Raw genomic sequence first — 25,656 nt, 5'->3', positions numbered from 1 at the left:
GCTTTTAATTATTATTATTTTAAATAAAATAACGAAATTCACAACAAAACAACTATAAATTAATATAATTAAAAAACTATGCCAGAATATCCAGAAGTTACAGTTGTAAGAAAAACCCTCCAAACAGAAGTTAAGGGTAAGAAGATTTTAGATTTAAAAATTTGGGACCCAAAGTTTATTAAAAACGCCTCACTTGATGAGTTTGTTAGCTTTCTTAAAGGAGAAACAATCGAAGATATTTCCAATACTGGAAAATTTTTAGTATTTAATCTTAGCAATAATAAACGTATGCTATCACATTTAAGAATGGAAGGAAAATACTATTTACGTGATCCTAAAGTGCTTGAAAATTATCATTATAAGCATGATTATTTATATTTTTACTTAAGTGATAATATTGTTTTGGCTTATAACGATACTCGTAAATTTGGAAGTTTTGAAATCATTGATGCTTCTCTTAAAGATAAAAGCGTTCATGAACTTAAAAATTTAGCTCAACTTCCAGCATTTGTTAACGTTGATGAACTTTATGCGAAATTGCAAAAATCAAATAAGTCAATTAAAACCATTTTGCTTGATCAATCGCTTATTTTAGGGATTGGAAATATTTATGCTGATGAATCGCTTTATCATTGTAATGTTTTTCCAATGACTAAAGCTAAAGACATTTCTAAAAACAAACTTAAAGAAATTTTACAAGCCGCCCAAGAAATTATGGACGCAAGTATTGTGCGGGGAGGCAGTTCGGTTCACTCATATAAGGCAGTTAATGGAGTGGTTGGAACTTTTCAAAATGAACTTAAAGTTTATGGACAAGCCAAAAAAGTTTGCTTAAAATGCAAAAAATCCGAAATCAAAAAAGTAAAACTAGATTTTAAACCAAACGGAAGAGGAACAAGTTATTGTCCGGTATGTCAAAAGGATCCATATGAAAAATAAGTTAATTATTGTTATTGATATGCTTAATGGATTTGCTAAATTCGGTCCTTTAGCAAGCGAAAATGTCAATAAAATCATCCCAGGAATTTACAAAAAACTTTCAAGAGGAGATGATGTGATTTTTATTGCCGATGCACATTCAGAAGAAGATTTAGAAATGCAAATTTATCCCCTTCATTGTGCAATTAATTCGCAAGAAGCTGAAATTGTTGAAGAATTGCAAGAATTTGTAAATTCAGATAATTTGTATTACAAAAATACCACTAATGCTTTTTGGGAATTACTTCAAAAAAGAGATTCAAAAAATAATTCACACATTTTTGAAAAATATGATCAATTTGAATTGATGGGTTGCTGTACAGATATATGCGTACTTCAATTAGCCTTATCAATGAGAACATACTTTAATAAAATTTCTATGAATAAAGATATTGTTGTTGATTCTTCATTGGTTGCTACTTTCGATAGTCCAAACCACAATGCTAAAGAATTTCATGATTTTGCTTTAAAAGTAATGCAACAAGCAGGAATTAAAATTATTTAATGTCTAAAAATATACAAATAGATTTACATGGTCTTACTTGAGAAAGTGCTCAAAGTAAAATTTTATTTCTAATTGAAGAATTAAAAACTTATAAAGTTGATACTGTTTTGTTTATTACAGGAAAAGGAACTCAAACACTAAAAACAAATACTACCTATTTACTTGATCAAAATTTTATCGATTGAGAATATGTTAATAAAAATGGAGCAATATTAGCTTATATTCAAGAAGATAATATTTATTTTGGTGAAGAAAATTATTCAAATTCTGATGATCAAAAAAATATAGAAGAAATTTTTGAAAAATTTAAAGATAGTATATAATCAAGTCTATGAAAAAGAATTTATTTACACTAGCTGTAAAGGATGCGAAAGGACAACTTAAAAAAGGTAACATAGTAATGTTAGCGGTAGCTTTCATTTTAGGTACCGTTTTTGGAGCTGTTGTTTCATCTTTTGCAAATGACATTTTAATGGGTGCTATTGCTAATGTTGTAGGAAAACAAGATTTAGATGGTCTTGCTTACGGAGCAATCAAATACGGAAGATTTATTGGTGTTTTAATTTACTTTGTAATTGTTACATTCTTTGTATTTGTATTCTTAGTTGGATACTTCTTAATTGTTAGATACAGAGAACAAAGAAAATTAGCTAAAAACCCAGTTAAAGAAGAAGTGGTTGCACCAGCTCTTACTACAGAACAATTAATCTTAGAAGAGCTTAAAGCACTTAACTCAAAAATGTCAAAAAAATAAGACCTAATTTGGTCTTTTTTTTGTCCAAAAAATCAACGAATAACTCTCTTAAAAACTATTCGTTTTTTTATTTTTTAAAAGTATAATTTATTAAAAATAAATTACTAAAAAGGAGCATAATGTTAAAAGTACTTTCACACCCTTTAATAGACATCAAATTAACTAAAATGCGTTCAGTGCACACTGATCATTTAGGTTTTAAAAACAATCTCAATGAAATAGCTTCATTGATGGTGTACGAAATTATGCGTGAATATCAAACTAAAGACAAAACTATTATTACTCCTTTAAATGAAACTTTTGTTGGAAAAGATTTTGATAAAGAAATTATTATTGTTCCTATTTTAAGAGCCGGATTGGGAATGGTTGATGGATTGATTCAACTTATGCCTCAAGCAAGAGTTGGACATATTGGAATTTACCGAAACGAAGAAACCTTGCAACCAGTAGAATATTTTTACAAAATGCCTGAAGTAAGCAAAGATTCTAAAATTATTGTTGTTGATCCAATGCTAGCAACTGGTAATTCAGCAGTAGATGCTATTTCAACTTTATTTAAACACGGTTTTACTGATATTGAATTAGTTTGCTTAGTTGGAGTGGAACAAGGGGTAAAAAACGTTGAGCAACATTTTGGAAGTGAATTTAAAATTTACCTGGCAGCTTTAGATGAAAAATTAAATGAAAAAGGATATATTCAACCAGGACTTGGAGATGCTGGTGATAGAATATTTGGAACTAAGTAATGAGGAAGAAAACAAAACGAAAATCGCATTGTTGCATTGATAAAAACATTAGCGGACATTTTTTAAAATCTAATACTTCAACCTTAAAAGATTACTCACCAAATAACTACATTAAATATGGCGTTAATGATTATCGTGACATTTCCAAAATAGCCACTTCAGGTTTAGTTTTAGCTTTAGCATTGCTTTTTAGTGCTTTTAGCAAATTTACTCCAACAGTTTTTAGTTTTTTACAATTTAATTTTTCACTTATTCCGATATTATTTGGTTTTTATTTAGTGGGTTGAAAATATGGACTTGGAATTATCTTTATTAATTTTTTAATTTCGCCTTTATTTATTCCTTCATCAGAAAGTTTTGATATCCGCTATTTGGGACAATTTAACTTACTAATGATGCATTTGATTTTTGTGTTTATACAAATTTATAGTTTCAAATACATTTTTAGATTTACCAAAAACAGATTTGGCACTCCACAGTGTTCTAAGCATTTGTTAAAAAGACAATGAATTATTTACTTATTTTCAGTTGCTAGTACTTTGATAATTACCATTTTTCTTTTATCAACTTTAAATACTTTTTTTGTTAATTTACTTTATTTTAAACTCTTATTGAAAATACCTTTTTCATTTGAAAGCGTCATTGATGCTTATAAAAACTTTAAAGTTATTTTCTTTAATATTGATAATTATTATGCTGGATCGTATGTGCTTTACTTTGTTTTCAACTTATTGAATTTATTGCTAAACTTAGTAGTTATTTCTCTAATTTGAATGACAGATTGAAAAACACATTTTATTACCAATATCAAGAAAAAACACAATATTTTTTATTAATTTTAAGGAGCCTATATGAACAAAGAATATGATTTTTTACAAATAGATCAAAAATGACAAACCTATTGAGAGACCCACAAAAGTTTTGAACCACTTGATAATTTTGATTTGCCCAAAAAATATATTTTAAGTATGTTCCCATATCCAAGTGGGAAAATTCATATGGGTCATGTAAGAAATTACTCAATTGGAGATGCAATTGCTCGTTTTTATCGTCGTAAAGGGTACAATGTTTTTCATCCTTTTGGATGAGATGCTTTTGGATTACCAGCTGAAAACGCAGCTATAAAACATCAAGTGCATCCAAAAAAATGAACCTACGAAAACATTGCGGCTATGGATACTGAAATTAAAAAACTTGGAATTTCGGTAGCTTGAGATCACGAATTAATTACAGCTGATGAAAGTTACACTAAATGAGAACAATTCTTATTTATTAAACTTTGAGAAAAAGGATTAATTTACAAACAAAAAAGCTCATTAAATTTTTGTGAAAAAGATAATACTGTTTTAGCTAATGAGCAAGTTATTGATGGTAAATGTTGACGTTGTGATAATTTAATTATTCAAAAAGAGATGGATACTTACTATTTAAAAATTACTGCCTATGCTGATGAGTTGGTTGCTGATTTAAAAACTCTAGAAAATCACTGACCTTCGCAAGTTTTATCAATGCAAAATAATTGAATTGGTAAAAGTAATGAATTTAAAATTCCTTTAATTATAAAAAATTTATTAACCAATGAAACTTTGGAATTAAATGTTTTTGAAAGTAATTTTAATTTAATTGCCAACGCTGATTTTTTAGCACTTGGAAACTCTCATCCTCTTGTTAAAGAACTTCTAGAAGCCAAAGTTTTAAATCAACAACAAATGCAAGTGGTTGATAAAATTGCTTCTAACTTAAGCAATAAAGTATTTGGAGATAAACTGGCTTTAAAATTGCCTTATCAAGCAACTATTAAAAATACTAGTGTGACTTTAGATTTATACTTAACAGATTTTGCAAGTATTAATTTAACCAAAAATATTCAATTTGCAAGCTCTGAAAATAAAACTCACGCAACATTTATGCAAGTAAATAATATTGTAGCTTCAAAAACTTCGCAAGCTCAGTTAAGTGCTGATAATTTCACCAAAGAAGTTAAATATAATCTTAGAGACTGAGGAATTTCGCGTCAAAGATATTGAGGAACACCAGTTCCACTTATTCATTGTCAAAATTGTCAAACAATTCCAGCTGATATTGATAATTTACCGTTGAAATTACCCGATAATGTTGTATTTACCGGTCAAGGAAATCCACTTGATCAAGCACAAGAGTGAATTAATATTACTTGTCATAAATGTGGTGGTCCTGCGCGCAGAGAAACTGATACTTTAGATACATTCTTTGAATCTAGTTGATACTTTTTAAGATATTCAACTCCATCTAATTTAAGAGATGCTCTTCTTTTTGATAAGTCAAAATTACAATACTGAAATCAAGTTGACGAATATATTGGAGGTATTGAACACGCCATTTTGCACCTTCTTTATGCGAGATTTTTCACTAAAGCTCTTGCTGATTTAGATTTAGTACCTTTTAGAGAACCATTTGCAAATTTACTCACTCAAGGGATGGTTCTTAAAGATGGGGCTAAAATGTCTAAATCAAAAGGTAACACTGTTGAACCTTCTGAAATGATTGCGAAATATGGTGCTGATACTACAAGATTGTTTATTTTGTTTGCAGCCCCACCAGCCAAAGAGCTAGAATGAAGTGATTCAGGAGTTTCTGGAGCATATAAATTTATTAAACGATTATGAGAACGTTCATTTGAAGTTAATCCACAAAGTGATTTTAAAAATATCAACCACGCTCAATTAAGTCCTCAAGAAAAAAGCGCTCGTTATAAACTTTATTGAGGGCTAAAAAAAGAAGCGGAAATTTTCTTAAAAAGAGAAAATGAATATGCTTTTAATACTTTAATTTCATGAACTATGGAAACTTTAAACGAATATGATAAAGTCAATAATGAGATTTTAATTACTGAAATGTTTTATGTTCTTTTACACATTTTGGAACCATTTATTCCGCATTTTGCTTGAGAATTATCTGAAAAGTTCTTTAATTTAAAAAACTTATATGACTTTAAAATAGATGAGGAAGCTTTAGAATTATCTCAAATCACATATGCAGTTACCGTTAATGGAAAAGTACGTTGCGAAATTAGTGTTGATAAAACTTTAAATAAAGAACAAGTGTTGACTTTAGCCAAAGAAGCAGCTCAAAAGTGATTGACTAACACAACAATAATTAAAGAAATTTTTGTTCCTAACAAATTAATTAATTTTGTTATTAAATAAAAGGGGAGACTAATGACAAAAAAACAAGACATTTACGAAATCGATATGCATAAAGCCTTATATCTAACAACAGATATGGATAATGTAGCTTATCCTGGAGCAATCCATACTTTTACTATCGATCTTAAACAAGAACCTGCTAATGCTGCACGACTAAATTTAATTACTAAATCAAATGAAAACCATGAGCATGATTTATCAGCAGGATTTGTTATTTTATATCGGGCAGGGAATTTTGAAAGTTATCCAGATGCTAATGAAAGTATGCGTGAATTGCAATTAGGCCGGGATGAAGACACTGGATTAGATTTATATAAAAACGGAATTTATGCTAAATTAATTGAGGTTTTAAAATATGGAGATAAACGTTCTTTAGTATATAAAGTTTTAGCTCCTTTTGAAGTGGACAAAATTAAATCAGCTACTTCGTTAATTAAATTAGATCAAGATAACTCTGAAGAAGTAATTTTAAAAAATCAAGTAAGTGGAAAAATTGATTGAGAAGCAGTTATTTATGCTGATTTTGAAAGCCATGCAAAAGACTTCAAAAAAGAAAACTTTAGAGAATATTTTAAAGAATTGTTAGACAAATATCCTTCTGGTAAAGGAGATTTTACAAGTAATTTGTTCCAAAGATTTCAACATTCTTTAGACACTCCAACAACTGTAAAATCAGTATTACAGTTTATGAATGATTACCCAGCTTATTTAAGCGATGGCGAACCTAAGAAAAGTTTTGATACTGAATTTACCATTTTAAGTTTCTTGAGTAAGTTAGTTGCAGCTGATATTGTAAAGTACAAATTTTTATACGAATACCATTGAGATTCATTTATAGAATTTTTAAAAATGGTTCAACAATCTGTTCTTTATATTGCGTCAATTGAGCATAGAATCAATCGTAAAATTGCAACTAAACTTAATGAACAACAAGATGATTACATGCTTAGAGAGAGATATAAAACTCTTAAAGAAATGGTATCTAAAGATGAAGATCTTGATGAATATCAAGAACTTCTTAAAAATCCAAAAATGTCAAAAAGATATCCGATTTGAATTCAAAAATCAATCGAAAAAGAAACTAATCGTATCTCAGAAATGATGATTACTTCTCCAGAAGTTAATATCACTAAAACTTATATTGAGTTAATGAAAAAACTTCCTTGAAGAATCACTCAAAAAGAAAAACTTGACATTGAAAAAGTTCAAAAAACTTTAGATAAATATCACTACGGACTTAAAGAAGTTAAAGACAGAATCATTGAACATATTGCTGTTTTAATAAAAGCAAAACGTATGACAGCTGATAAAGATAAAAAGAAAATCTCAGTTGATAAAAACACTGAAATTGACTTAACTTTGTTTAAAGACAATCAAAATGAATTGCAATCATTTAACAATGTACCAATTTTAACTTTAATTGGTCCTCCAGGAACTGGAAAAACCTCTCTAACTAAAGCTATTGCTGAGGCGCTAGGGCGTAAAATGGTAAAAGTTTCTTTAGGGGGAGTACGTGATGAAGCTGAAATTCGTGGACATAGAAAAACTTACGTTGGAGCTATGCCTGGAAAAATTATTAAAGCCATTCAAAAAGCTAAAGTATCTAACCCAATTATTTTGCTTGATGAAATTGATAAAATGTCTTCTGATGCCATTAAAGGAGATCCAGCTAGTGCAATGCTTGAAGTGTTAGATCCTGAGCAAAATACAAAATTCCAAGATCACTATCTTGAACATGAATATGATCTTTCAAAAGTTATTTTTATTGCAACAGCCAACTATTATGAAGGAATTCCTGAGGCTTTATTAGACCGTGTTGAATTAATTGATGTTCCTGCTTATACATTAAGTGAAAAAATGCAAATTGCTCGTAAGCACTTACTTGCTAAAGTAATTGAACAATCATACATTAATGAAAACTTGTTTAAAGTATCTGATGAAATGCTTGAATACATTATCAAACATTACACTCGTGAAAGTGGAGTGCGTGGACTTAAAAAAGTTTTGGATAAAATAGCCCGTAAAATTAGTAAATTAAGTGAGTTTGATCAAAAAATTACTGAATTTGAAATTACTCCTGCTGTTCTTGATGAGTTTTTAGGTCCAATTATTTTCAATACTGAAAAACCAGAACCTGAATATGGAGCTGGTGTTGTTAATGGACTTGCTTACACTTCATATGGAGGGTCTTCATTACAAATTGAAGTTAATATTTTCCCAGGTAAAGGTGAATTAAAATTAACCGGTTCACTCAAAGAAGTAATGCAAGAATCAGCCGTGATCTCACTTTCATATGTTAGAGCAAATGCAAAACGTTTTGGGATTGAAGATTTCAACTTTGAGGATAAAGTATTACACATTCACGTTCCTGAAGGAGCTACTCCAAAAGATGGACCTTCTGCTGGAGTTACCTTTACAACCGCGATTTTATCAGCAATTAAAAACCATCCAGTATCTACAAAATACGCAATGACTGGTGAAATTACACTAAGGGGAAGAGTTCTTGAAATTGGTGGTCTTAGAGAAAAATCATTTGCAGCTTACCAACAAAAAATCAAGTACGTATTTATTCCAGCTGATAATCAAAGAAACTTACTTAAAGTTCCAAATGAAATTAAAAGTAAGTTAGTATATATTCCTGTAGAGACTTATGATGACATTTACGAAGTTCTTTTTGAAGGTAAAAAACCTAAAAAAGAGATCGTAACTTTAGAAGATGCAGAATAATCTGCATTTTTTGTTAATGTATATATTACTTATTAGTAATATAATTATTTTGTGATAAAATAAATAAAAATTAATATGTATATAGGAAAATTATGAGCAAAATAACTTCGTATCAAAATAACAAAGCAATTTACAATAAAGAAACAGCTTTAAAATATCTAGCAACAATTGAGCGATTTCTCAAAAACAAAGTCGCCAAAGCTCATGCGCAAGGAGTTGTTGTTGGAATTAGTAGTGGAATAGATTCATCGTTGGTTTTTGCTATTGCAAAACGTGTTTTTGGCGCTAAAGCCATTGGTGTGGTCATGCCAGTAATTAAAATGACTCAAAGTGACTTAAATCACATCAAAGAACTTGAAATAGCTACCAATTCAAAATTTATGGTTAAAGATTTAACCAAAACTTTTGAAAGCATTACTCAAGAATTGCAAGTAAGCAATCCTTTAGCTGTGGCAAATATAAAACCACGTTTGAGAATGACTACATTATATGCAATAGCTCAAGAAAATAATTCACTTGTGCTTGGAACTGATAATGCGGATGAAGTTTTTGTTGGATACTTCACTAAATTCGGAGATGGAGGAGCTGATTTACTCCCTATTTCTAAATTAACCAAAGGGGAAGTAGCTTATTTAGCTTCGCTTGTTGGAGTGCCTGAAAGCATTATTAAAAAAGATCCTTCAGCAGGTCTTTGAGAAGGACAAACTGATGAGCAAGAGCTTGGATTTTCATATGCACAGCTTGATTTTTATTTAAATCACTTAAATGAACCTAAAAAACTCAAAGAAGTATTAAGTGATAAAGTAATTGCTAAAATTGAGCAATTACATAAAAACTCTCAACACAAAAGAGATCGTATTTATACCCCAGTAAATGTAAAATAGGAGAAATATTATGGCCGGACATTCACACTCAGCAAATATTGCACACCGTAAAAACGCACAAGATGCAGCAAGAGGAAAGATTTTCCAAAAACTTTCAAAGGAAATTTTTGTTGCAGCTTCAGGAGCTGGAGGAGCTGATCCAGATAAAAACCCAGCATTAAAACTTGCTATTTCAAAAGCTAGAAGTAAAAACATGCCTAAAGATAACATTGAAAGAGCAATTGCTAAAGCTCGTGGAGATAAAGGAGCTTCATCATTTGTGGAAACTGTGTTTAATGCTACTGTTTCAGGAGGAGCTACTTTTATTGTTGTAACTTTATCAGATAATTTAAACAGAGTTAAATCAAATATTCAATCATACTTTAACAAGCAAAATGCTACTTTAGGAAAAACCGGACAAGTACCTTTTGCTTTTGATAAAAAAGGGATTATTGAAATTGATAAAGCTTTAGTAGATGAAGATACTTTAATGATGATTGCTCTTGAAAATGGTGCAGATAACATTGAAACTGAAGAATCTTCATATGTTATTACTTCACTTCCAGAAGACTTTAGTGCTCTTAAAAACGCTTTAGAAGAAAATCTTTCAATTAATGATTTTATTCAATGTGAAGTAACATATTTACCAAATATGTATGTTGAATATGATGCAGAAAAACAACAAAAACTTTTAGAATTTGTTGACAAACTTAAAGAAGATGATGATGTGCAAGATGTATATCACAACATAGAAGTTAACGAATAATGAATGAATTTTTAAATCAACTTTATACCAATTTATGAATTTTAACAGGTAATTCTGGCGCAGCTAAATTCATAATTGTTTTGATTTTCTTACTGATTTTATTACTGATTCCAGTGGTGATATCGGTATTTTTTCCTTTGCTTAAAAATAAATTAAGCAACCGATCAAAAGTATATTTATATGCTTTTACCACTGGATTTTTTATTGTCATGTCCACTTTTGGATTCATGCGAGAGTCACTTGAAATATCATCTACTTCTTCAAATGCTTTAGCAATTCCTTTTAATTGACAACATCGTGAGTTGTATGTATACGCTTATAACATCTTACTTGTTGGTGGTGGAGTTATTTTTGGGATTTTATCGGCTTTCTTTATTAAGTACGTTATTTCATATCAAATTAATAAAAAATTAATGGGAAACAAAAAACTAAGAGTTTTTGTGCATGAACATTCAGATGAAAGTGGTCATAAACACACTCATGAGCACCCTGATCACATTTTTAACTCCCAAGATAATGCTGTTGTAATTGAAAAAACTTTAACTGACAAAGTGGAAGCCAAATTAAAAGTAATTGCTTTGATTTTGCTGCTCACTCATCGTATTCCTGAAGGTTTGCTTTTAGGATACAACATTAATTTAATGCTAAATAATCAAACCAATTCACTTTCTTTTGTGTTTTTACTTAGTTTAATTTTGCACCTAATTCCAGAAGAAATTGTTTTTTATTATCGGCTTAGAGATAGCGGATTTTCAAAATGAAGCTCGCTATTTATATCGCTTTTAGGATTGTTTTTATTCTTGCCATTTATGCTTATTGGTGCCTTTGCTGGTGATTTTATTAGCGGAATTTGAGAACTTAGATCCTTTATTTATGCATTTATTGGTGGTATTTTCTTATTTACCTCACTGGTTGAATTTTTCCCAGAATTTTATCACCACAACATGGATAAAAACCGCTGATTTTCAGTAATTGTTATGTTGTTTTTAGGAGTGATTTTTGCAGTTATTTTACTCTCAATACACACTCATAGATAAAACATTTTTTCACTTTGAACCACTAAAAAATACTTCATTTTTAGTGGTTTTTTTATTAAATTTATCGCGGAAATTATTTAAAAATAATGCTATAATTTTAAACATATAAATCAATAAATAGGAGATTCATTATGAAATTCAATAAGAAACTTTTTGTAGTATCACTTTCATTAGGTGCTTTACCTTTAATGGCTGCTGCATGTAATACTGCAAAAGAAGAAACTAAATCTTCATCAAATACTACAACAGTTAGTGCAACAACCACTGTTAAAGCAACTGCTGATGAACATGATGATGTTGTATTAAACAATTTAACTGATGCACAAAGACAAACAGTAAACAGATTCAAAAAACTTGTTGCTTTTGCTAAAAAATTCACCGCTTCTGATTCAACTGAAGTAACACAATTAAATGCATTAGTAGACAAACTTTCTGAAGCTGAAGATAAAAACAAATATCTTTCAAACGTTAATGTATTACTTCAATTCATGAATTATCTTGCTACTCAAGACGAAAACATGGAAGTTCAAGTTCAAGAACAATACAACTTCTACGGATTTGATGCATTTGTTGAAAAAGAAATGAAAGCTAATGAAGCTTTAAAAGCTCTTTCAGGACTTACAGAATTTGATTCAGCTGCTACTTCATTACTTGTTTCTGATGATCTTACTGCGGTTAAAACTAAAGTGGAAGCTTTAAAAAATGAAGTCGCATCATTAACAGGATTATCAAATAAAGCTAATGAAATTAAAACATCAGCAGATGCTGAATATGCAAAAGTTTCAGCTAGTGAAGAAGCACAAAAATCAATCGTTATGGATCTTGTTAGATCAGCAAATCAATACAACGAAGTTAAAAAACAAGTAGCATTTGATCAAGAATATACAGCTTTAGATGCAGCAAAACGTGCAGATATGTTACTTCTTAAACGTTATGTAGCTTTAGTTTCAAAAGATTCAGATGGTTCAAAACAAGTTAATTCACTTAGACAACTTATTGCTGGTGTTTACAATGCTGAAAACGCAAGAAATGATAAATATACATTAGAACAAGAAAATGCTGACATGCAAGTTGTTTCTGAGTTTCACGGATATATTTCATCAAAAGCTTCATATGTAAATGCTAAAACAGTTGAAGAGTACAATGCTGCAGATCTATCAGAATTAAAAACAAAAGTAGATGCGTACAACGCGATTCTTACAAAAGTATACGATTTAAACTTCGATTACAACATTAATAGACTTTCAGCTTCATACGAAAACAAAAAAACAACTGAAACTTTAAAACCATTAGTTCAAGAAAGAATTAGTAAATATAAATCATATAGATACAATGATTTATTTAAAAACCTTGGAATGGAAGCCCTTGCAAAAGATAAATTAAAATTAGATGTTTACTACGATCAACTTGTTACATCTATTTCTGAAAACCAAGGTGCTAAATATGATCTTTACGCAACGGTTTCAGAGTTTGGTTACTACGAAACTCAAGCAAATGCTGAAAAAACAAATACATTCTTAATTATTACAAACTTAGACAGATTTGATGCGCTTTACAAAACATTTGAAGCAACATTGTTAAAACTTCAAACAATTACTGACAAAGTTAAAAAATTAATGCCTTACACAGGTGATGTAAACGGTGAAGAAAATGCAGCAAAATTAAATGAACAATACGGAAAACACTTTACTGTCGATCCATATAATGCCGAAAGACTTGCAAAAGATCTTAATGATGTTAAAGATTTATACAAAAAATCTCAAGAGTTATTAACTGAACTTAAAGCAGCAGACAACTTGGATAAATTAATGGCTTTTGACACAAACTTTGATAACGCAGAAACTGGATACGATAAAACTAAAGAAAAATATGATGCAGCTATTAAAGATCTTAGAGATGCTGAACAAAATGCAAGAAAACAAATTGTAATTAACAACAAAAAAGCGTTTGAAGATGAACAAGACGACTTCCTTGACTTAGTTGCTGATAATGCAGATATTAATGATCCCGCAGTTCAAGCAGCTCTTAAAGATGCAAGTGCTGTAAGATATGCTCTTTTAGCTCTTTATAAAAACAAAGATATTAATGTAGAAGAACAGCAAGAAGCTCAAGATGAATTAGCAAGAGCTTATGTAAATATTGTTGGTCCAGCTATTAAAACTGAACTTAATCCTGCAGATAACTTAGGATATGATACTTTAATTACTCTTAAAACCGCAATTGACAGAATTTGATTCTACTCAGAATCTATGAAAACTAGATGACATGAATTATATAAATCATATGCTGATGCAGTTAAAGCATACAAATCAAAAACAAATGATGTAAACGCAACAGATACATCAACAGAATCTTCTTCAAATTCAAGTGAAGCTACAGCCGAACCTTCTGCAACAACTGAAAATTCAGAAACAACTACACCAAGTCCTGCTCCAGCTCCTGCAGCAGAAACCGCAAATAGTGAATCAAGTTCAACAGAAACTCCAGCTCCTGCAGCTTCAACAAACTAATAAAATTTATATTTAATCACCTCAGGGTGATTTTTTGTTTTTTATATTCAAGAATATTATTTTTTGGTATAATAATCTAGCAATCAATAAATTGGCTATTCGGCACCATAGCCAAACGGCCAAGGCACGAGTCTGCAAAACTCTGATTACGGGTTCGAGTCCCGTTGGTGCCTCCATGATGCGCCCGTAGCTCAACTGGACAGAGTGTTAGGTTACGGCCCTAAAGGTTGCGGGTTCGACTCCTGCCGGGCGCGCCATATCACATAGTGACCAAATGCAACAATAGTTGCTTTTTTATTTCTTTTTTTATTTAAAATAACTTAATTTTCACATTTTACAGTTCTTTAAAATAATTAATTTAATATAAAATATTTTTTGAAAAATGAAAATATTTTATAATATTTTAATATGTCTAAAAAGAAGTTATCACGTAAGTTTTTGTTAATAGGAGCTCTATCTGCTGGTAGTGCAATTTTTGCTAGTAGTGCCATTGTAGCACAAGCGGTTTATTACTATGATACTGACAAAGCTTATAGCGATACAGGAGTAACTAACTTAAGATTAAATAATTGAATGGAAGATGTTGATGGCAACAAAAGACTTTCGGAATTAAGTATTCCAGGAACTCATGATAGCGCTATGTTTTCAGGAACTGGAATTTCATGAGTTTTTGGTCAAGCTTGAGCCAAAACACAACATTTAGATATTGAGACTCAATTTAAGCAAGGAATGCGTTTCTTTGATTTAAGAGCCAATTCAGATTTGCATTTAGTTCATGGAGCAGCATATTCAAATTTGCGTTTGGAACAGTTTTTTGAAAAAGCAAAGACCTTTTTTGCTCAACATCCATCAGAAACAATTGTTATTAGAATGAAGGATGAAAATATAGATGTAAATAATACTCAACAAAATCAAGTAATAGCTAATAAGTTGAGAACAATGCTTGAAAAACATTCTTCAATTTTGTGAAGAAACACTTTAAATTCTTCTCGTGCAAATCCTACACTAAATGAACTTAGGGGGAAAATCTTCATTATAAATCATTGACACCACAAAATTTTTAGTGATCAAAAATATGGAATTTTTGTAAATGGGAGAAATAATTTAGTTTGACAAGATCAGTATGACAACCCGCCTAATGAAAAAATTAGATATTGAGAATTAATGCAAAATAGCATTACTGATGTGGCTAATAATTTTGCTGAACAAAACGCAAACAACGATAGCATTTTTATTAATTTCACATCACTTGCTCATGGAGGTTCACAACCTTGAAGTGCAGCAAAAGAAGTTAATCCAAGAATTTTAACTTTAATGAGAGATAACCAAAATGTTTGACATCATTTTGGGATTGTGCCTCTAGATTATGCAGGAGATTCAATTGTTTTAAACATTGTTAGACAAAACTTTTATTACACAAATAAATCTTTAAGAAGAGGAATCTTAGGAGAGTGAAAAACTCAAGCTCCCCAAGTAAATGTTCAAGATTTTACTAATTATTTAACACTTAGTCAACCAATGAAAGATTTTACGGTTGAAGTGTATAAAAACGATTCTTTAGTCGAAACTAAAGTTATTACTTCTGATTCTTTGAGGGTAGATTTAAACAATTACTTTACCTTATCTGATGAACTTACTTTTAAATTTTATAAAAACACTCCAACAAACTTTTATTTCAAAGAATCTCGCAAATATAATGAACTTCAAAGTGTTTCCACAGTGCAAAGAAATGCATTAATTGATCAAAAACACCAACGCTTAATTGATTTAATTGATTCTCAACTTCCTTTATATCAATCAAATAATTCAATGGATACTTTAGTAAAACGTTGATATGAGGATTTAAAACAACAAGCTCAGCGTTATTGAAACGTACCAAGAAATCAACAAATCAATACTTGGTATGACACAACTTTAATTGATGTAACTAATAAGAGTAATTTGCTTAACGCTTTTCAGCGTTCTTATAAAAGTTTTTTAAGTAATTTATCAGCATTTAAAACTAATACTGAAGCAGTTTTTAGCAATCTTACTAGTGAAGTTACAACTAATTTATTTAAAGCTGATTCAATAAATCAATTAAATACTTTATTGCAACAACCATATAATTCAAACGCGTTTGAAAACCTGCAAAATTACTTTGATGCTCAAAGTAACAAACTAGAATATCTTAATTATTTATCTTTAAATACTTATAATTTCGTAGAACGTTTTGCAAATAAAGTTTCACAATTGCAATTAGATCAATTACAAGTTAATTACGAACAACCGCAAACTCAATTAAAGAATTTGATTGAATCATTAAAAGAATTATTTTTGAATTTAGGTAAAACATCAGTTGTTGTAACAATTGAGACAATCAAAAACCAAGTAACTCAAACAGTAAATTCTTTAAATTCAATTATTGAATCATTAAGTGTTCTAAGAGATGAAAAAATTGCTCAAGATAAACAAAGTCAAGATCGACTAAATGATTATATAGATTCAATCACCTCAGTAAGTTATAAAAATGCAAATACTTATCAATTATTTTTAGATAAAGTTAATTTAGACTTAACTAAGTTACAAGTTCAAATTACTTGAAACAATCAATTATATACTTCAAAGGTTCGTACACATAATGATACAAGTGAGTTAGTTTTTGAAGAACTTAACGCAAAAGTTGTAGATTTAGAATTTGGTCAAATCACTGAAATTAATGATGTAAGAGGTCGTTTGTCAATTTCGTTTAAATTAGCAGCTTTAAATAAGGATATTGTCTCAAGTAAAGCATATACAAATTTATTATCAGGTTTTAGAACTGAATTACAAAGAATAAATTTTATAATGCGTATATTTGATAGCAGCGAAATTGAACTTGAGGATAAAAATAAGTTACCATCTGAAGTTTCAAAAAGCGACTTATTATTAATGTTAAATGATTTTTTTGCCGAAGAACAAGTTATTGTTAGGGATGATTTATTAGATATTATTAACTTAGACAATACCAAAGGAACTTTAACTTATAAATTTAAAATTTCTTCAAATTTAGGTGTTTTATCAAGGTATAAAATTGATTCAACTGATTTTAGTGATGAAATTATCATCAGCGGATTAAACAAAGAAACACAAGATGATAATTCAGTAAGCGAAAATCAAACTAACACCAAAGACAACAACGATATTTCAAATCAAATAGGTTCATCTAATGAAGAAGTATCACAGTCAAAGGATACTTCTTTAGACCAAAATGAAAATGAGTCTGATTTACCAAAACAAGATTCTGATCCTGTTACAAGTGATGAAAATGATGTAAATAATGATAATAATAATTCTTCAAATAGTAATTCAGAAGATACCAAAAACGTCAAAAATGCAGATGCCCAAGATTCTACAGTTGACAATTCAGATAAAAACGAAAATGAAAATAAACAAGAACAACCAATTATCATTACCAAGAACACTCCTATTTCAAGTCCAAAAGACCCTCAATTAGATCAAAATAAAGCTGACAATCCTAAAGAAACAAACAACACAAATAGCAATACTGATAGTTCACAAACAAATAATTCATCAAATGAATCTTTAGAACAAAACCCATCAACTCAACCTATAGTTGAAGAAACCAAACCAATATCAAATCAAAATGATGATTCTCAAGAAAACTCAACTAATCCTTTAGAAAAGGTTGAGCCTGCTCAAAGCAATTTAAAATATTTATGATTACTGACTTTATTGTTAATTATTCCTCTTATTGTAATAATTATCATTTATATGAAAAGATCAAAATAACAGCACCTTATTTTTAAGTGCTGTTATTTTATTAAACGACGATAAACTAATTTAGGAAGTGATTTTTGACCTGTTTTTCGAATTCTTAAAACTCTTCGATAAATAAATCCAATAATAGGAGCAGTTAACACTGCCATTAAAAATAAAATAATATTGAAAATAACAATTAAATAGACGCTTTGTCCTTGGTAACCTAGAGGTTGGTAAAATGATACCGGAACATAAATAACAATTCCACGATCAATTTCACTTCCACCAAAGTTTTGTTTGTATTTATAACCAATAAAGTAAATGGTTAAAGTAAATAAATAATAAAAGAAAGGAAAAATAATTAAGGCTCAAATATTAACATTATCAATTCTTAAATGTTTACGAGTTAGAGTAATTAGCACCATTGCAATAAAAGGGGTTACTGCATGAAAAATAATTGATTTAATTTTGGCAAATAAACTTAATTTGGTAAATTCATTTGGATCAAGAGCAATTGATAGTCAATACATTGAAAAAGTAATAGTGATGTACACAATAGCAGCAAAAAACATTACTTGAGCTTTTTTAGATTGTTTATGAAATGGAAACACCGCTAAAGTAATGGCTAAATACACGTTGGTCATGAAAGTAAATCAATATGTTGAGCCTCCTCAAAAACTTTGAGTAGCATTAGGGTAAATTAAATTTTTAACTTCATCAGTGAAGGTACCTTTATATGCATCAAGTAAGTATTGTAATTCTTTGTAAATTTCAACTTCTTCTAATGATTTGTAATACCATTCTAGAACCGTTAAAGTAGCAGCGTTAATAATTAAAAGAACCCCAATAATATATGTGGTTCAATCTAATAAGCTAAATTTGTAATATTTTCGTAAAATTGCGCTGATACTTTTGTGCATTTGTGCTAATTATATAAAAAAAACGCATTAGCGTTTTTAAATGATCAAATAAATGATATGGTGCCCAAGACAGGATTTGAACCTGCACGGATTGCTCCACTAGATCCTTAGTCTAGCGTGTCTGCCAATTTCACCACTCGGGCCTAATTGCTAAATAATTATACCTAAAAACAAAATGAAAAAAATTAATTTTTGAAATTTCTTATTCATAATATAATTAGTTCAGACTTTATAATCATGCTAACAATATTTAAATGATTTTATTAAATAAAAATAAAAAAATCTTTTTGAATTTTTTGTAAGTATGTATAATAGTTAATGCAAATATGCACTAAAGTTCTTTGAAAACTAGATATATACAAAATACATGACAGTCAATTTTTTCGAGAGTTTGATCCTGGCTCAGGATGAACGCTGGCTGTGTGCCTAATACATGCATGTCGAGCGGAGTTCTTTTAGAACTTAGCGGCGAATGGGTGAGTAACACGTACTTAACGTGCCCTCTAGATTGGAATAACGCTGAGAAATTAGCGCTAATGCCGGATACTTATTATTAACACATGTTGATAATATAAAAGGAGCGTTTGCTTCACTAGAGGATCGGGGTGCGGAACATTAGCTAGTTGGTAGGGTAATGGCCTACCAAGGCGATGATGTTTAGCGGGGTTGAGAGACTGAACCGCCACACTGGGACTGAGATACGGCCCAGACTCCTACGGGAGGCAGCAGTAGGGAATTTTCCACAATGAGCGAAAGCTTGATGGAGCGACACAGCGTGCAGGATGACGGCCTTCGGGTTGTAAACTGCTGTTATAAGGGAAGAAAAAGCAGTAGAGGAAATGCTATTGCCTTGACGGTACCTTGTCAGAAAGCAACGGCTAACTATGTGCCAGCAGCCGCGGTAATACATAGGTTGCAAGCGTTATCCGGAATTATTGGGCGTAAAGCGTCTGTAGGTTGTTTGTTAAGTCTGGCGTCAAAACTTGGGGCTCAACCCCAAATCGCGTTGGATACTGGCAAACTAGAGTTATTTAGAGGTTAATTGAATTCCTTGTGAAGCGGTGGAATGCGTAGATATAAGGAAGAACACCAACATGGCGAAGGCAATTAACTGGGAATACACTGACACTGAGAGACGAAAGCGTGGGGAGCAAACAGGATTAGATACCCTGGTAGTCCACGCCGTAAACGATGATGATTAGCTGATGGACACCATCGGCGCAGCTAACGCATTAAATCATCCGCCTGAGTAGTATGCTCGCAAGAGTGAAACTTAAAGGAATTGACGGGGATCCGCACAAGCGGTGGAGCATGTGGTTTAATTTGAAGATACGCGTAGAACCTTACCCACTCTTGACATCTTCCGCAAAGCTATAGAGATATAGTGGAGGTTAACGGAATGACAGATGGTGCATGGTTGTCGTCAGCTCGTGTCGTGAGATGTTCGGTTAAGTCCTGCAACGAGCGCAACCCTTGTCCTTAGTTAGATGATCTAAGGAGACTGCCCAGGTAACTGGGAGGAAGGTGGGGATGACGTCAAATCATCATGCCTCTTACGAGTGGGGCAACACACGTGCTACAATGGACGGTACAAAGAGAAGCAATACGGCGACGTGGAGCAAATCTCAAAAAACCGTTCTCAGTTCGGATTGAAGTCTGCAACTCGACTTCATGAAGTCGGAATCGCTAGTAATCGTAGATCAGCTACGCTACGGTGAATACGTTCTCGGGTCTTGTACACACCGCCCGTCAAACCACGGGAGCTGGTAATGCCCGAAGTCGGTTTTGTTAACTACGGAAACAACCGCCTAAGGCAGGACTGGTGACTGGGGTTAAGTCGTAACAAGGTATCCCTACGAGAACGTGGGGATGGATCACCTCCTTTCTACGGAGTACAATTATTAGTTAATTAATTAACTAACTTTTACCTTAAGACTATTATTAACATTTGGTCATGTACATTGAAGTAGTCCAATGATATATCTAGTTTTGAGAGAATTTTCTCTCATTATGTTCTTTGAAAACTGAATAGTAAAGATAAATTAATATAACAACGACATCAAAAAAACAATTAGTCAATTTGTTTTGTGATACCGAGTTGATAATTATTAGCAATAATAATTTATTAAAATGTCTTTGAATACATCAACAATAGGAAAATACATAACTTTTAAATAAGTAAGAGTTTGTGGTGGATGCCTTGGGTCTGGAAGTCGATGAAGGACGTGATTACCTGCGATAAGCCTCGTGGAGCTGGATATACGCTACGATACGGGGATTTCCGAATGGGGAAACCTAGTTAGGGGAAAGCCTAACTGCTCAGCGATGAATATATAGTCGCTGCAGACGAGACACGTTGTGAACTGAAACATCTTAGTAGCAACAGGAAGAGAAAATAAATAATGATTCCATCAGTAGCGGCGAGCGAACGTGGAAGAGCCCAAACCAACATATGTTGGGGTTGTAGGACTATCTACATGAAGTTACAAAATTTTGTTATAGCAGAATTAGTTGGGAAACTAAAGCACAGAGGGTGAGACTCCCGTATGCGAAATGGCAAAATCTTCTGATAGTATCCTGAGTAGGGCGGGGCACGTGAAACCCTGTCTGAATCTGCCGGGACCATCCGGTAAGGCTAAATACTAACCAGACACCGATAGTGAACTAGTACCGTGAGGGAAAGGTGAAAAGAACCCCGGGAGGGGAGTGAAATAGATTCTGAAACCACTTACTTACAATTAGTCAGAGCCCGTTAATGGGTGATGGCGTACATCTTGCAGTATGGACCGGCGAGTTATGTTATCATGCGAGGTTAAGTGGAGAAAAGCGGAGCCGTAGAGAAATCGAGTCTGAATAGGGCGTTTAGTATGATGACATATACCCGAAACCATGTGATCTATTCATGAGCAGGCTGAAGCTTGGTTAATCCCAAGTGGAGGGCCGAACCGTAGTACGCTGAAAAGTGCCCGGATGACTTGTGAATAGCGGAGAAATTCCAATCGAACTTGGAGATAGCTGGTTCTCCTCGAAATAGCTTTAGGGCTAGCGTGTGATGTTAAACTTTGGTGGTAGAGCACTGAATATGGAATGGCCGCGCCTAGCGGTACTGACTATAATCAAACTCCGAATACCATTGTGTATTGTCATGCAGTCGGAACCGGGGTGCTAACGTCCCGGCTCGCGAGGGCAACAACCCAGATCGTCGGCTAAGGTCCCAAAATTGTGTTAAGTCAGAAAGGTTGTGGGGTTTCATAAACAACTAGGAGGTTGGCTTAGAAGCAGCCATCCTTTAAAGAGTGCGTAATAGCTCACTAGTCAAGAGACCCTGCGCCAATAATGTAACGGGAGTAAACACAATACCGAAGCCACGGGTACGAAAGTACGTTAGAGGAGCGTTCTAATTGCGGCGAAGTCAGACCGTGAGGACTGGTGGAGCGATTAGAAGTGAGAATGCCGGTATGAGTAACGATTCGTAGTGAGAATCTACGACGCCTATTGGGGAAGGTTTCCTGGGCAAGGTTCGTCCACCCAGGGTTAGTCAGGACCTAAGGAGAGGCTGAAAAGCGTATCCGATGGACAACAGGTTAATATTCCTGTACTATCTATAACCAGTGATGGAGTGACGGAGAAGGATAGCACTACCCATTAACGGATTTGGGGGTAAGCTTTTACTGGTGAACATAGTTAAATGCGTGTTCTATAACCGGGAGAAGTGATGCATAGGCTTATGCCAAATTGTGTGATTTCATGCTTCCTAGAAAAGCTTCTAAGCGTTAAAGTTATAGGTACCTGTACCGAGAACGGACACACGTCCCCAAGATGAGTATTCTAAGGCGAGCGAGAAAACTAGTGTTAAGGAACTCTGCAAAATGACCCCGTAAGTTCGCGAGAAGGGGTGCCTAGTTTACTAGGCCACAGTAAATTGTGAGGGGCAACTGTTTATCAAAAACACAGCTCTCTGCTAAACCGCAAGGTGAAGTATAGGGGGTGAAGCCTGCCCAGTGCCCGAAGGTTAAGCGGATGCGTTAGCTTTTAGCGAAGCGTTGAAGTGAAGCCCGGGTGAACGGCGGCCGTAACTATAACGGTCCTAAGGTAGCGAAATTCCTTGTCGGCTAAATACTGACCTGCACGAAAGGCGCAATGATCTCTCAACTGTCTCAACACTAGACTCGGTGAAATTATGGTCCCAGTGAAAACGCTGGGTACCCGCATCAAGACGAAAAGACCCCATGGAGCTTTACTACAACTTCGTATTGGAACTTGGCCTAACATGTGTAGGATAGGTGGGAGACTTTGAAGTCAAGGCGCTAGCCTTGATGGAGTCGTCCTTGAAATACCACCCTTGGTATGTTGAGTTTCTAACCTGCTACCCTGAATCGGGTAGGGGGACAGTGCGTGGTGGGTAGTTTGACTGGGGCGGTCGCCTCCTAAAAGGTAACGGAGGCGTTCAAAGGTACACTCAATATGGTCAGAAACCATATGTAGAGCGCAAAGGTAGAAGTGTGCTTGACTGCGAGACCTACAAGTCGAGCAGGTGCGAAAGCAGGACTTAGTGATCCGGCTGTACGTCATGGAACGGCAGTCGCTCAACGGATAAAAGTTACCCTGGGGATAACAGGCTTATCTTGCCCAAGAGATCACATCGACGGCAAGGTTTGGCACCTCGATGTCGGCTCATCGCATCCTGGAGCTGGAGTCGGTTCCAAGGGTTTGGCTGTTCGCCAATTAAAGCGGTACGCGAGCTGGGTTCAGAACGTCGTGAGACAGTTCGGTCCCTATCTGATGTGGGCGTTGGAATATTGATGAGAGCTGCTCTTAGTACGAGAGGACCGGAGTGGACGTACCGCTGGTGTTCCAGTTGTTCCGCCAGGAGCATAGCTGGGTAGCTAAGTACGGAAAGGATAACCGCTGAAAGCATCTAAGTGGGAAGCCTCCTCAGAGATAAGTATTCCCTTGAAATTCCTTGTAGACTACGAGGTTGATAGGATGGAAGTGTAAGTGTAGTAATACATTCAGCTGACCATTACTAATAAATTGATAGGTTTAAAAGTTAAGATGTACTTCAAAACATTTTAATAAATTATTATATTACTATTCAGTTTTCAAAGCGCATAAGTGCCTTCTTGGCACATTTTTTTATGTCTTTTTAAATTGATTATTAAATAAAAAACCCCTTAATTAAAGGGCGATTTTTTATTTAACATTGCTAAATATATTTTTGTTCAATAAATTAGTGCAATTAACATAGCGCAAGATTCTTCTTTAGTATTTTCTGTTTTAATATTAATTCAGATGATATCCGGATTCATTGATTCACTATAATTGGTCAATGATTTTTGAGCGATTTTTGCATATCGCCAAGAGTTAACAAATCAAATTCGCTTAAAGTATCTAAATTGTTAATGTCTGAGGTAAATTGAAAATCGTAGTTAGTATAACTTACCTCTAAATTAATTAAAGCTTTTTTGTTATTGATATTCCCGTTAATGATATTTTGAGTGATATAAGATGAATCGGAAGTGAAATTAACGCTTTCGTATCAACGATTTGGAATGCTGTTTAAAGTATTTAGATTGTAAGCGAATGCTTTTCCTATATATTGTAATTCTTGTAAATGACACACAAAAGAAACGCAGTTTAAATTATTGCTAAACAAATTTCAAGCTAGTTTAAAAGCTTCATTTTTACCTAATTCACCTTTAATGAATCGCTGATTGATCATGCTATATCCATTGATATATTTTTTAATGTCAATCCCTTGAGAACCAATTAATAAAAGCATTAGATCTGAAAAAGCGATATATTTATCATGAATATTTTCAGAAGTCAAAATTATGTTAGTTTTTAAAAACTCTTCATAAACTTGTTCGAGTTCTGAGGTGTATTTACCAATATAAAACAAATTATTCTTTAAAATATGTTCATCAATATCATGCTCAAGAATTTTCTTAGTTATCTGAAAGTGAGTTTGAAGTTGTTTTGCTTTAGGATATTTATCGGTAAAAATGAAAGCGTTATTGTTGAAATTGCTGCGTTGAAGATATTGTAATTTATTAACGATAGCTTCAATTGTTTCTTGAGTGTTTATAAAATAGCATTGTAATTTATATTCTTTGTAAGGGTCAAATTTACTTAAAACAAATTCTTTTATCGCATTGAATTCAATTTCTAATTGAGGGGTTCCAAAGATTATTAAATTATTAAAATTATTTTGATAAAAATGATTAATTAAATTAATGATTTTATCAATTCCTGAAATTTTGAAGTTTTCAGCAATTTCAGAAAAAGCTAAATATTCAGAGTTTTCAAATTTTAATGATTGAAGTTTGTTTTGTATCTCTTTATATGTTTGAGCACATTTTTCCGAAGAAAAGATATTTTCATCTTTTGTTGATAAATATACATTAGCCCGTCTAATTTTCGGAATTTCCATTAATATCCTCTAAAGTGAATTTTTCTAAGTTTGAGAATCCAGATTGTGTGGGTTCTAATTTAAAAGTAAACGGAGCTCTTGAAAAATTGGGATGATTTGTTATAAAAGACCCAATTCCTGTTCGCGCATTTTTGTCATAATAAGTTACATAAAAATTGATCAAATCATTGTATTTGAAAGTATTTTTTATTTTTACTTTAGGTCTATCAGTAATTTGATTAGCGTGAATTGTGAAGATTTCACCTTTTTCAGTGGTAACCTGAATAAACCCATCAGTGATTTTGCTTACTAAACCTTTAGTAACTCAAGAATTTTTTTTGTTCATTTCTTAATTATATTTTGTTTTTTATTTGGCAATTAAAAAAACTTTTGCAGAATAAAATTTTCCTAAAAAGTCTAAAAAACAGACTCAAAAGTTCAATTTTATTTTTGTATATATCTACATTATTTTATTAAAAATAATTTATAATTTACATATACTTATTACATAA

The 25,656-nt window shown here is 32.3% G+C and carries 16 protein-coding genes, 3 tRNA genes and 2 rRNA genes; 17 read left to right on the top strand and 4 right to left on the bottom strand.

Annotated features, from left to right (window positions below; all coding sequences use genetic code 4):
* Positions 1-78 precede the first annotated feature (78 nt).
* The 15 genes from mutM (at position 79) to EXC45_RS00855 (ending at position 17,842) form a co-directional block, all read left to right on the top strand.
* A complete protein-coding gene (gene mutM, locus EXC45_RS00925; RefSeq protein ID WP_036434616.1) occupies positions 79-939 on the top strand; it encodes a bifunctional DNA-formamidopyrimidine glycosylase/DNA-(apurinic or apyrimidinic site) lyase in 861 nt (286 codons plus the stop codon).
* Positions 929-1,483, top strand: coding sequence for a cysteine hydrolase family protein (locus EXC45_RS00920; RefSeq protein ID WP_036434614.1), 555 nt, complete (start codon positions 929-931; stop codon positions 1,481-1,483). The genes mutM and EXC45_RS00920 overlap by 11 nt, the downstream gene beginning before the upstream one ends.
* The gene (locus EXC45_RS00915; protein ID WP_036434612.1) at positions 1,483-1,806 is read left to right on the top strand and encodes a Smr/MutS family protein; all 324 of its coding nucleotides are present in this window, start codon (positions 1,483-1,485) and stop codon (positions 1,804-1,806) included. Before EXC45_RS00920 ends, EXC45_RS00915 begins: the two co-directional genes overlap by 1 nt.
* 8 nt (positions 1,807-1,814) lie before the next feature.
* Positions 1,815-2,237: an MscL family protein gene (locus EXC45_RS00910; RefSeq protein WP_051616966.1), complete on the top strand. Its 423-nt coding sequence runs from the start codon at positions 1,815-1,817 to the stop codon at positions 2,235-2,237.
* A 119-nt stretch (positions 2,238-2,356) separates the two neighbouring features.
* A complete protein-coding gene (gene upp / locus EXC45_RS00905) occupies positions 2,357-2,983 on the top strand; it encodes a uracil phosphoribosyltransferase (protein WP_036434610.1) in 627 nt (208 codons plus the stop codon).
* Entirely contained in the window at positions 2,983-3,819 is an 837-nt protein-coding gene (locus tag EXC45_RS00900; protein WP_036434609.1) for an MPN527 family putative ECF transporter permease subunit, read from the top strand. The genes upp and EXC45_RS00900 overlap by 1 nt, the downstream gene beginning before the upstream one ends.
* Positions 3,820-3,834: 15 nt before the next feature.
* Positions 3,835-6,168, top strand: a complete 2,334-nt coding sequence (locus tag EXC45_RS00895; protein ID WP_036434607.1) for a class I tRNA ligase family protein — start codon at positions 3,835-3,837, stop codon at positions 6,166-6,168.
* 12 nt (positions 6,169-6,180) lie between these two features.
* A complete protein-coding gene (gene lon, locus EXC45_RS00890; RefSeq protein ID WP_051616965.1) occupies positions 6,181-8,895 on the top strand; it encodes an endopeptidase La in 2,715 nt (904 codons plus the stop codon).
* A 92-nt stretch (positions 8,896-8,987) separates the two neighbouring features.
* Positions 8,988-9,779, top strand: coding sequence for an NAD(+) synthase (gene nadE, locus EXC45_RS00885; protein ID WP_036434605.1), 792 nt, complete (start codon positions 8,988-8,990; stop codon positions 9,777-9,779).
* 10 nt (positions 9,780-9,789) lie between these two features.
* Positions 9,790-10,524, top strand: a complete 735-nt coding sequence (locus EXC45_RS00880) for a YebC/PmpR family DNA-binding transcriptional regulator (RefSeq protein WP_036434603.1) — start codon at positions 9,790-9,792, stop codon at positions 10,522-10,524.
* A complete protein-coding gene (locus tag EXC45_RS00875; RefSeq protein ID WP_036434601.1) occupies positions 10,524-11,561 on the top strand; it encodes a ZIP family metal transporter in 1,038 nt (345 codons plus the stop codon). The genes EXC45_RS00880 and EXC45_RS00875 overlap by 1 nt, the downstream gene beginning before the upstream one ends.
* Before the next feature lie 131 nt (positions 11,562-11,692).
* Positions 11,693-14,071 carry a hypothetical protein gene (locus tag EXC45_RS00870; RefSeq protein WP_129693744.1) on the top strand — a complete coding sequence of 793 codons (2,379 nt, stop codon included), beginning with the start codon at positions 11,693-11,695 and terminating at the stop codon, positions 14,069-14,071.
* A gap of 101 nt (positions 14,072-14,172) precedes the next feature.
* Positions 14,173-14,247: transfer RNA gene (locus EXC45_RS00865), tRNA-Cys, on the top strand.
* 4 nt (positions 14,248-14,251) lie between these two features.
* Positions 14,252-14,328, top strand: a tRNA-Arg gene (locus EXC45_RS00860).
* Between the two features lie 151 nt (positions 14,329-14,479).
* The gene (locus tag EXC45_RS00855) at positions 14,480-17,842 is read left to right on the top strand and encodes a phosphatidylinositol-specific phospholipase C domain-containing protein (protein WP_036434597.1); all 3,363 of its coding nucleotides are present in this window, start codon (positions 14,480-14,482) and stop codon (positions 17,840-17,842) included.
* A gap of 23 nt (positions 17,843-17,865) precedes the next feature.
* On the opposite strand, the gene EXC45_RS00850 is transcribed toward EXC45_RS00855, so the two are convergent.
* Entirely contained in the window at positions 17,866-18,732 is an 867-nt protein-coding gene (locus EXC45_RS00850) for an MAGa3780 family membrane protein (protein ID WP_036434595.1), read from the bottom strand.
* Between the two features lie 58 nt (positions 18,733-18,790).
* Positions 18,791-18,875 (bottom strand) — tRNA-Leu (locus EXC45_RS00845).
* A gap of 236 nt (positions 18,876-19,111) precedes the next feature.
* Here EXC45_RS00845 and EXC45_RS00840 point away from each other — a divergent pair.
* Both EXC45_RS00840 and EXC45_RS00835 read left to right on the top strand, forming a co-directional pair.
* Positions 19,112-20,617: ribosomal RNA gene (locus tag EXC45_RS00840) — 16S ribosomal RNA — on the top strand.
* Between the two features lie 283 nt (positions 20,618-20,900).
* Positions 20,901-23,783: ribosomal RNA gene (locus EXC45_RS00835) — 23S ribosomal RNA — on the top strand.
* Together the 16S and 23S rRNA genes form the textbook arrangement of a ribosomal RNA operon.
* A 188-nt stretch (positions 23,784-23,971) precedes the next feature.
* Here EXC45_RS00835 and EXC45_RS00830 read toward each other — a convergent pair.
* Together EXC45_RS00830 and EXC45_RS00825 are read right to left on the bottom strand one after the other, a co-directional pair.
* A complete protein-coding gene (locus EXC45_RS00830) occupies positions 23,972-25,165 on the bottom strand; it encodes a cytochrome P450 family protein (protein WP_129693743.1) in 1,194 nt (397 codons plus the stop codon).
* Positions 25,146-25,490 (bottom strand): S1 domain-containing protein, encoded by a 345-nt coding sequence (locus EXC45_RS00825; RefSeq protein WP_036434576.1) that lies wholly within the window; start codon positions 25,488-25,490, stop codon positions 25,146-25,148. Before EXC45_RS00825 ends, EXC45_RS00830 begins: the two co-directional genes overlap by 20 nt.
* Positions 25,491-25,656: the final 166 nt, after the last annotated feature.

Origin of the sequence: Mycoplasmopsis columboralis (genome assembly GCF_900660675.1) — a bacterium.
GTDB lineage: Bacteria > Bacillota_I > Bacilli_A > Mycoplasmatales > Metamycoplasmataceae > Mycoplasmopsis > Mycoplasmopsis columboralis.
The sequence above is the reverse complement of the archived record's forward strand: the minus strand, read 5'-3'. Positions and strand labels throughout refer to the sequence as shown.